Source organism: Mesorhizobium sp. L103C131B0 (genome assembly GCF_000502275.1).
Lineage (GTDB): Bacteria > Pseudomonadota > Alphaproteobacteria > Rhizobiales > Rhizobiaceae > Mesorhizobium.
Map to the genome: position 1 here is coordinate 163,166 of NZ_AYXC01000011.1, position 8,999 is coordinate 172,164.

Genomic DNA, 8,999 nt, shown 5'->3' on the forward strand with positions numbered 1-8,999 from the left:
GGTCTGGCAGGAATGAGCCTATTTCGAAGCCGCGATTTTGCAGCCGCCGCTCGCGGTCTGAACCTTCCACTTTTTCAGGCCAACCTGACAGCTTCGCAACGCCAACTCTTCCGCGGCCTTCTGAGATGGCGCGTTCAGCCGCGCACCGCAGATGATGTAAAGATCGTCGACGCGCGAGTAGAATGTGGTCGCGTAGGCCGAGTGGCCACTCGCCGCGACATAGGCGTTGTACGACTTCGTGCAGGGCTCCTTTGGATTCAGTGACAACGGAGGCCAGAATCGGGTGTCTCCCTTGCTGCCCGCCAGCGATCCAGCCGCCCCGATACCGGGTGCCGTAAATACGAGCAGGCCGGCAAGCATCGATACAGTAATTCGTTTGATGCGTGTCGATTTCATCTTGCGCCGCCCATTTGAAAAATGCCCAAGCCGATGCTTGTCGGCCTACTTCGATGCCGCAACTTCGCAGCCCGCCCCTGTAATGACCTTGTAATGGCTGCGGGCGGACTCGCAGGATTTCATCGCCCGTTCTTCGGCAGCCTTCTGTGACGGTGCATTCAAGCCCGAGCCGCAGATGATGTACAACGAACGGATCCGGGCATAGGGCGTGGTCGCATAGGCCGAATGGCCGCCGGCGGCCACATAGGCGTTGTAAGCCATGGTGCACTGGTCTTTCGGGCTTTTCGGCAAATACGGATAGAAATGGATGTCGCCTTTGCTTCCCGCCAGCGATGCCGCGGCGCCAACGCCGGGTACCGCAAATATAAGCAAGACTGCAAGTACCGACGCAGTCGTTTTTCCCGAATATTTCGGCCTCATCTTTACCCCATCCCCGTTGCCCAATGCGGGATGAACAATAGCGTCTATTCTCCAGTGCCGCCAGCCTGCTCACCGAAAATTTCTTTTGCGTAGGTGGATGAACCATCTTATCCATGCAGACTAGCATCCTTCAATGGCAGCAACGGCTTGTCGGTATAGTTGAGCTGTTGGCTCGTCGAAGCAGCAGAAAATAACTGTTTCGGGCGTTGAGTTCTGTCCGACGAAGGTACCTGCGATGCCAACGGCAATCTGCGTCGCCTCATTTTTCGGATAACGGTAGATGCCGGTGGAGATCGCCGGAAATGCCACGGTCCGGCAATCCCTGGCGGCGGCGATTTCGAGCGACCTGATATAGCAGGAGGCGAGCAGCCCGGCTTCGCCTTTTCCGCCGCCTTGCCAGACAGGTCCGACCGCGTGGATGATGTAACGTGCCGGCAGGTGATAGCCCTTGGTAAGCTTTGCTTCGCCGACCTTGCAGCCGTTCAGCATCCGGCATTCGAATTCGAGCTCCGGGCCTGCGGCGCGGTGAATGGCGCCGTCGACGCCGCCGCCGCCCAGCAGCGAGGAATTGGCGGCGTTGACGATGGCATCGACCGCAAGCCTGGTGATGTCGCCGGTGTGGACATGTATCCGTTCGCCGAACTTGCTCATCTACATCCTGAACACGCCGAACTTCGTTTCTTCGATGTCGGCGTTGAGCGCGGCCGAAAGGCTGAGCGCGAGCACTTCGCGCGTTTTCCCCGGATCGATGATGCCGTCGTCCCACAGCCGCGCCGAGGAGTAGAGCGGGTGACCCTCATGCTCGTATTTCATCAGGATCGGCTTCTTGAATTTCGCTTCCTCGTCCGCGCTCCACTCACCGCCCTTGCGCTCGATGCCCTCGCGCTTGACCACCGCCAGCACGGTCGCCGCCTGTTCGCCGCCCATCACCGAAATGCGCGCGTTCGGCCACATCCACAGGAAGCGCGGCGAGTAGGCGCGGCCGCACATGCCGTAATTGCCGGCGCCGAACGACCCGCCGATGATCATCGTCACCTTCGGCACCTTGGCGGTGGCAACCGCCATCACCAGCTTGGCGCCGTCCTTGGCGATGCCGCCGGCCTCGTACTTTCGCCCGACCATGAAGCCGGTGATGTTCTGCAGGAAGATCAGCGGGATCTTGCGCTGGCAGCACAGTTCGATGAAATGCGCGCCCTTCACAGCACTTTCGGAAAACAGCACGCCATTGTTGGCGATGATGCCGACCGTCATGCCCTGAAGATGGGCAAAGCCGGTGACCAGCGTGGTGCCGTAATTCTGCTTGAACTCGTCGAACTCGGAGCCGTCGACGACGCGCGCGATCACCTCGCGCACATCGTAGGGCTGGCGCAGATCCGTCGGCACGATGCCGTAGAGTTCCTGCGCGTCATGAAGCGGCGGCATGGGTTTCTGTAAGGTCAAGCTTACAGTCTTGCGCCGGTTGAGGTTTTTGACGATGCGCCGGCAGATGGCCAGCGCATGTTCGTCGTCCAGCGCATAGTGGTCGGCGACACCGGACAGCCTGGTGTGCACGTCGGCGCCGCCAAGCTCCTCGGCGCTGACATCTTCGCCCGTAGCCGCCTTCACCAGCGGCGGGCCGCCGAGAAAAATGGTCGCCTGGTTGCGCACCATGATCGTCTCGTCCGACATTGCCGGCACATAGGCGCCGCCCGCAGTACATGAGCCCATGACGCAGGCGATCTGCGGAATGCCGGCCGCCGACATGTTGGCCTGGTTGTAGAAGATGCGGCCGAAATGCTCGCGGTCGGGAAACACCTCGTCCTGGTTGGGCAGGTTGGCGCCGCCGCTGTCGACCAGATAGACGCAAGGCAGATTGTTTTGCAGCGCGATCTCCTGCGCGCGCAAATGCTTCTTCACCGTGAGCGGATAATAGGTGCCGCCCTTCACCGTGGCGTCGTTGACCACGACCATCACCTCGGTCCCTTCGACACGGCCGACGCCGGCGATGATGCCGGCCGAGGAAATCTCCTCGCCATACATGGACCATGCCGCGAACTGGCCGATCTCGAGGAAAGGCGAGCCGGTGTCGAGCAATTGCGCCAGCCGCTCGCGCGGCAACAGCTTGCCGCGCGAAACATGACGCTCGCGCGCCTCCTCCGAGCCACCGCGCTCGACGCTGGTTGCTTTCTCCGCAATGTCGGCAACCAGCGCCCGCATGCGCTCGGCATTGGCGAGGTAGGTTTCGGAGGAGGGCGAGATCTGGGTTTGGAGTACGGCCACATCGGTTCCTATTGCTCTGCCACGACTTGCAGCTTGCCGTCACGGCGCTCGAAAATGTACTCGGAGAGAAGATCAGGTTCGGTCTTGAAAACCTTGTCGATAAATGAGCGAGCAAACTGAACCGCATTGGGAAGCCGCTTGTCTACAACGACGATGGCATCGCGTTTTGGAATGGCTATGAAAACGCCGTTGGGGAATTGCGGTCCAAGCGTGGCCCAGAATTTTTCGGTCAGGAGGAGAGCGGGTGAGATGGCCTCATCCCCTTCGACGGTGAAGATCGATATCCCGTCGAGGATACGCTCCTGCTTGACCTTCGTAATCTGCTTGTTGATGTTTTCCAGAGCAAGCTGGCGAAGCTGTGCGAGTGAGCGGTCTCCAACATCGTCAAGCCGGACGCTGGCGAGCGAGTCCTCATTGTCGATCTGGTAAAGGATCACGACGTCACCCGCCAAGGTTTCAAACGCCGGTCCTTTGTCGGGCTCTGTGCCATCGCCTTTGAAAGCGTCGAGATGTTCGCGCGGTCGAATGTTGGCAATCAGTAGATCGGCCTGGAAGCCGCTTTCGCTATCGCTGAGCACGAGCGTGGTTAGAAAACGTTCGATTTCGGTTTCCGCCTCTCCCGCCGGCAGGTCGCGAATGCGGCCTAGCAGGTTCGTAACGTCCACCTGAAGATGAATATCCTTGCCGGTAGAACCGACCCTGGTTACGTCAAGACGCGCCGGATCGGCGGGGTTGGGAATTGCTTGCTTGACTCGGCTGTCAGCCTTCAGGCGGGAAATGACTTCAACCCGCAGTGCTGCAACGTCTCGAAATTGCGGCATATCTGAAGAGGCGGCATTCGCAAATCCCGACAATGGGATCAATGCGACGATAGTCCGTGCTAATACTCCAAGGTATTTTGGCAAACCAGGCATTGAAATCGCTCACACCCCTTCCGCCATGATCTCGCGCCCGATCAGCCAGCGTCGAATCTCGCTGGTGCCGGCGCCGATTTCGTAGAGCTTGGCGTCGCGCAACAGCCGGCCAGTCGGATACTCGTTGGTATAGCCGTTGCCGCCAAGCAGCTGGATGGCGTCGAGCGCCATCAGCGTCGCCTTCTCGGCGGCAAACAGCACGCAGCCGGCGGCATCCTTGCGTGTCGTCTGGCCGCGATCGCAGGCAGCCGCGACGGCATAAACGTACGCGCGCGCGGCGTTCATCGTCGAATACATGTCGGCGAGCTTGCCCTGAACCAGCTGGAACTCGCCGATCGGCTGGCCGAACTGCTTGCGCTCATGCACATAGGGGACGGCAACGTCGAGACAGGCCGCCATGAGCCCGAGCGGTCCGCCGGCGAGCACGGTGCGCTCGTAGTCGAGGCCCGACATCAGGACCTCGACGCCGCGGCCCTCCTCATGCAGCACATTGTCATAGGGCACCTCGACATTGTCGAACACCAGTTCGCCGGTGTTGGAGCCGCGCATGCCGAGCTTGTCGAGCTTTGGCGATGCCGAGAAGCCGGCCATGGTCTTTTCGACGATGAAGGCGGTGATGCCGTGCGATTTCCGCTCCGGATCGGTCTTGGCGTAGACCACCAGCGTTTCGGCGTCGGGGCCGTTGGTGATCCACATTTTCGAGCCGTTGAGCACATAGCGGTCGTTGCGCTTTTCGGCGCGCAGCTTGAGCGAGACGACGTCGGAGCCGGCGCCCGATTCCGACATGGCCAGCGCACCTGCCCTTTCGCCCGAGCACAATGCCGGCAGGAATTTCTCCTTCTGCGCCGGCGTCGCCCAGCGGTTGATTTGGTTGACGCAGAGGTTCGAATGGGCGCCGTAGGAGAGACCAACCGAGCCCGAGGCGCGCGAAATCTCTTCCACCGCAATGACGTGGGCAAGATAGCCCATGCCGCTGCCGCCGAAATCGGGATCGGCGGTGATGCCGAGAAGGCCGAGCGCGCCGAGCTCTTTCCACAGATGCGTGGGGAACTGGTTGCTGCGGTCGATCTCGGCAGCGATCGGCGCTATTTTCTCCTGGGCAAAGCGGCGCACCAGATCGCGCAGCGCCTCGATGTCCTTGTCATGCCCGAAGCTGAGTGTGTTCGTGTACATGCCGTTCCTCCTGCCGCATGACCCCGAAAATCAACTTTGATTTCCGGAAAGGATCATGCGCGAAATCAAAATGCTACAGCGTCCTTTGCGCGTCCGAAGGGACGCGCGGCGCTGTAAGTCTTGCCGTCGATCTTCGCGCCAACCAGGCGCATTGTCATTGAAAGATATGTCGCCGTGACTTCAGCCATCGACAGCCGCTCGCCCGGCCGGAACCAGACGATGACGCCGGTCATCATCTGGATCAGGGCCATGGCAGTGAGCCCGGTGTCATCGACACTGAAGGCGCCGGCCTCCGCGCCGTCGCGCAGGATGGCGCGCAACTCCTTCTCATAGGCGGTGCGCATGCGAAGGATCTGCGTCAGCCGGTCATGCGACAGGCTGCGCAATTCCATGTTCGAGACATGGGTGGAGTGGCGGCGCTCGATGTGGAAAGCGATGTGGTTTTCGACATAGGCGGCAAGCCGCATTGCCGGATCGGCTGCGTCGGGGCGTGCGGCGTCCCACGCTTCGATCAGCCCTTCCATATGTTCGCGCATCAGCGTGAACAGCAGGTCTTCCTTGGTCGGAAAATAGCGGTAGAGCGCGGCCGCCTGGACGCCGACCTCGGCGGCAAGCTGTCGCATCGACGTCGCCTCATAGCCGAAGCGGGCGATCAGGCTGACCGCCGCCTCGCGGACGGCCGCTTCAGTTTTTTCGCCATCGGATCCCGTTGTGCGTGCCATGATCGCCTCCCGGTATTTAGTAATAAAACGAACGTTCGATTAATTCAAGCGGCAATAAAGTGGTTCCGTCTAGACAATGATCCGAAAGTCGATGGGCGCGTCGAGGAGTTCGAATTCTTCGATCTCGACCTTCGAAACCGAAGCACCCCGTGGCCCTTGCCGGAGCCGTTCGATCATTGTGGAAACCGCAGCATCGGCACCGGCAATCGAGGCCGTCACCGTGCCGTCTCGTTCATTGCGTACCCAACCTACGAGGCCAAGCCCTATCGCTTCGCGTCGCGCCCACATCCGATAGCCGACGCCTTGCACCTTACCATGCACGCGCGCCTGCACCGCCTTTTGCCGGTCGTTATCTCCCATGCTCAAGAACTGGCGCGGGATCGGACGAAAGCAACAGCCTTGAACGGTTGGATTGTTGTTGGATCGACGGAAGCCGGGGACCCGGCTGATTCTGTCTTGGCCTTTGGCGGCATTGGCAGGCCGTGTCGCGACGGCAATCGGCCGGGCTAATTTCCCCGCGCAGCGGCGAGCGCGCCGGGCAGTTCCTCGGCAAAGATATCGAGCTCATGATCGAGGCCGACGCTGACCCTTATGCAACGGTCGAGCCCTGGCGCCATCGGTTTGCGAATGAACACGTCGCGCGACAAAAGATTTTGCAGCACTTTCAGCGCGAAGGCGCCGTCCTTGCCGCAATCGATGGTGACGAAATTGGTCGCCGATGGCAGCGGCTTCAGCCCGTTCGTCTCGGCAATCCCGGCTATACGTGTGCGTCCGGCAGCGACTCGCGCCACCACGCTGTGAAGCCAGTCCTGGTCGGCCAGCGCCTCGACGCCGGCGATCTGCGCCATGCGGCTGACGCCGTAATGGTTGCGGATCTTCTCGAAATCGCGGATCACCTCAGCCTCGGCCACCGCATAGCCGCAGCGAATGCCGGCCAGCCCGTATGCCTTGGAGAAGGTGCGCATGCGGATGACGTTGGGCCGCGCGACATCGATCGGCGGCAGCGCCGAGGCCGGCCCCAATTCGCCATAGGCCTCGTCGAGCACCAGCATGGTGGTTTCCGGCAACGCTTCGACGAAGCGGGTGATATCTCCTGCTTCCCACCAGCTTCCCATCGGATTGTCCGGATTGGAGAGATAGACCAGCGGCGCCTTCTCCTTGATAATTGCCTTGAGCAGTCCATCCAGACTTTCCTTGTCGTTCTCGTAAGGCACCGTGACCAGCCGGCCGCCGGCGCCGGCAATGTGGAAATTGAACGTCGGATAGGCGCCGAGCGAGGTGACCACCGCGTCGCCAGGCGCGACATACATGCGCGCCACCAGGCTAAGCAGCCCGTCTATGCCTTCGCCGACCACGACGTTTTCGGCGCCGACGCCGAGATGGCGGGCCGCAGCCTGCTTCAGATCGTAATTGTCGGGATCGCAATACATCCACTGGTCACGCGCGACGCGCTCCATACGGGCGATAACGCGCGGCGAAGGCCCGAAACTGCTCTCATTGGCACCGATGCGGGCGCGAAAAGCACGTCCGCGCTCGCGCTCCTGCGCTTCCGGTCCGACAAACGGCACCGTGGAGGGAAGCGCGCCGACAAGCGGCGTGAGGGCAGGGCGCTGGCGCATGGCAAAAGCTCACGAGAAGATGAGCCTTCTTGCTAGCGTGCCCGACAGGACGGCGCAAGTTCTGGCGCGGCTGGAAATAGTGGCCATGACGCCCGGGATGAAATCGGCGCGGGTGGCCACGCTCTACGACCTGACTGCCGGTGGGCGGCAGCCTTTTGAAGGCCGCTGCAGCCAATGACATGGCGACGGATGCTTCAAAAAAACCCGGCGGTTGCCCGCCGGGTTTGCTTTTCAGCCAGGCTGAGCGTCTTAGAACGAGCGCTGGAAGCGGAGGAGACCGCCGATGCTGCTCTTCTTGTCGGCATCGGTAAAGTTGGAGAAGTTGGCGTCGTCGAACTTGCCTGCGTTGAGGTAGTCGACTTCGGCCGTGACCGTGAAGCCGGGAACAACGTCGTAGGCGATGTTCGCGGCGACGCCGAGGTTCTTCCACTCGTCATACGAGACCTGGGCATTAAACGAGGTCTTCTCGTTTATGGTGTAGGTGCCGCCACCCCAGAATGCCCAGTTGCCGCCCCACTGCTTGTAGAAACCGCGGCCACCGGCGTTGATCGCGTTGCCGTTGTGAATCAAGGTCGTGTCGTCATTCAGGTTGTCGTCGGTGCCGTAGCCGCCCATGATGAACAGCGATAGGTTCTGCATCGGGGTGATGTCCAAACGCACCTTGCCGGCGACTTCTTCATAGTTGCTGTCGTACGCGACGACGCCGGTGATGGCGCCCCAGCCCTGCGTATACTTCAGACCGCCGACGACATGCGGAACGTAGCTGTCGATGGTGCCAACGGTGCCGGAGCCTTCTTCGAGAGAGACGACGGCCGAGAAGCCATTGCCCGCATCGAAGTAGTACTGGACGACGTTGGTATCGAAATCGCCGTAGGGAACGAGCGTATCCTGGAGGACGTTGCCGGCGTAGCCGATGAACGTGTCGAAGGCCGATTCGTCCTTACCGACGCGCAGGCCACCGAGCTGGATCCAGGCGAAGTTCAGCGAAACGTTCTTGTTGCCGGCAGGGTTGGAGTTGAACTCGTCTGCTTCGGTAGTCGGATCGTCTGCCGACGGGTAGCCGTTGCGGTTGCCGAAGTTGAAGCGGGTCTCGGTGTAGGTCTTCAAGGTGCCGAGCTCGGTTTCCTGGCCGGTCCAGGTCTTCAGCGTGAAACGGGCATTCTTGTAGAAGGTATCCTGCTCGTCGCCATCCTTATGGTCGAACGACCTCGCACCGTCGAACGAGCCGACATCACCCACGCCGATGTCGTAGCGGACATAGCCACCGATGCGCAGGCAGGTCTCGGTGCCGGGGATGTAGAAGTAGCCGGCGCCATAGACGTCGCAGATCTTGACGTATTCAGCCGGTTCCGGCTCGGCGACGACGACGGCGTCGGCGGCGCGCGCACCGGAAACTGCGATCAAGGCCGCAGCGGAGCCGAGGAGAAGGCTCTTAATGTTCATTTTCTGACCTCCAGTCAGAATCGAACAAGATAGTGAAACCGGCGACAAGCGTT

General features: G+C 61.0%; 11 protein-coding genes. 1 reads left to right on the forward strand and 10 read right to left on the reverse strand.

The features are described from left to right. Positions 1–18: 18 nt before the first annotated feature. The 9 genes from X730_RS145825 to X730_RS145785 form a co-directional block, all read right to left on the reverse strand. Entirely contained in the window at positions 19–396 is a 378-nt protein-coding gene (locus X730_RS145825; RefSeq protein WP_023684512.1) for a hypothetical protein, read from the reverse strand. 45 nt (positions 397–441) lie between these two features. Beyond that, complete coding sequence (locus X730_RS145820; protein WP_023670207.1) at positions 442–816, reverse strand: hypothetical protein; 375 nt, start codon at positions 814–816, stop codon at positions 442–444. A gap of 120 nt (positions 817–936) precedes the next feature. After that, the gene (locus X730_RS145815) at positions 937–1,467 is read right to left on the reverse strand and encodes an O-acetyl-ADP-ribose deacetylase (protein ID WP_023826792.1); all 531 of its coding nucleotides are present in this window, start codon (positions 1,465–1,467) and stop codon (positions 937–939) included. Beyond that, entirely contained in the window at positions 1,468–3,075 is a 1,608-nt protein-coding gene (locus tag X730_RS145810) for a carboxyl transferase domain-containing protein (protein ID WP_023826793.1), read from the reverse strand. It abuts the gene before it with no gap. A gap of 8 nt (positions 3,076–3,083) precedes the next feature. Continuing rightward, complete coding sequence (locus X730_RS145805; protein WP_155922473.1) at positions 3,084–3,989, reverse strand: hypothetical protein; 906 nt, start codon at positions 3,987–3,989, stop codon at positions 3,084–3,086. 9 nt (positions 3,990–3,998) lie between these two features. Continuing rightward, complete coding sequence (locus tag X730_RS145800) at positions 3,999–5,162, reverse strand: isovaleryl-CoA dehydrogenase (protein WP_023754787.1); 1,164 nt, start codon at positions 5,160–5,162, stop codon at positions 3,999–4,001. Positions 5,163–5,227: 65 nt separating this feature from the next. Continuing rightward, the gene (locus tag X730_RS145795; protein WP_023754786.1) at positions 5,228–5,884 is read right to left on the reverse strand and encodes a TetR/AcrR family transcriptional regulator; all 657 of its coding nucleotides are present in this window, start codon (positions 5,882–5,884) and stop codon (positions 5,228–5,230) included. Positions 5,885–5,953: 69 nt separating this feature from the next. Further along, complete coding sequence (locus tag X730_RS145790) at positions 5,954–6,244, reverse strand: acylphosphatase (RefSeq protein WP_023709796.1); 291 nt, start codon at positions 6,242–6,244, stop codon at positions 5,954–5,956. A 146-nt stretch (positions 6,245–6,390) separates the two neighbouring features. After that, complete coding sequence (locus X730_RS145785) at positions 6,391–7,503, reverse strand: pyridoxal phosphate-dependent aminotransferase (protein ID WP_023826794.1); 1,113 nt, start codon at positions 7,501–7,503, stop codon at positions 6,391–6,393. Between X730_RS145785 and X730_RS145780 the strand changes: the two genes are divergently transcribed. After that, complete coding sequence (locus X730_RS145780) at positions 7,502–7,681, forward strand: hypothetical protein (RefSeq protein WP_023826795.1); 180 nt, start codon at positions 7,502–7,504, stop codon at positions 7,679–7,681. The genes X730_RS145785 and X730_RS145780 overlap by 2 nt on opposite strands. 71 nt (positions 7,682–7,752) lie before the next feature. Here X730_RS145780 and X730_RS145775 read toward each other — a convergent pair whose 3' ends face one another. Next, complete coding sequence (locus X730_RS145775; protein WP_023756386.1) at positions 7,753–8,946, reverse strand: porin; 1,194 nt, start codon at positions 8,944–8,946, stop codon at positions 7,753–7,755. Positions 8,947–8,999 lie beyond the last annotated feature (53 nt).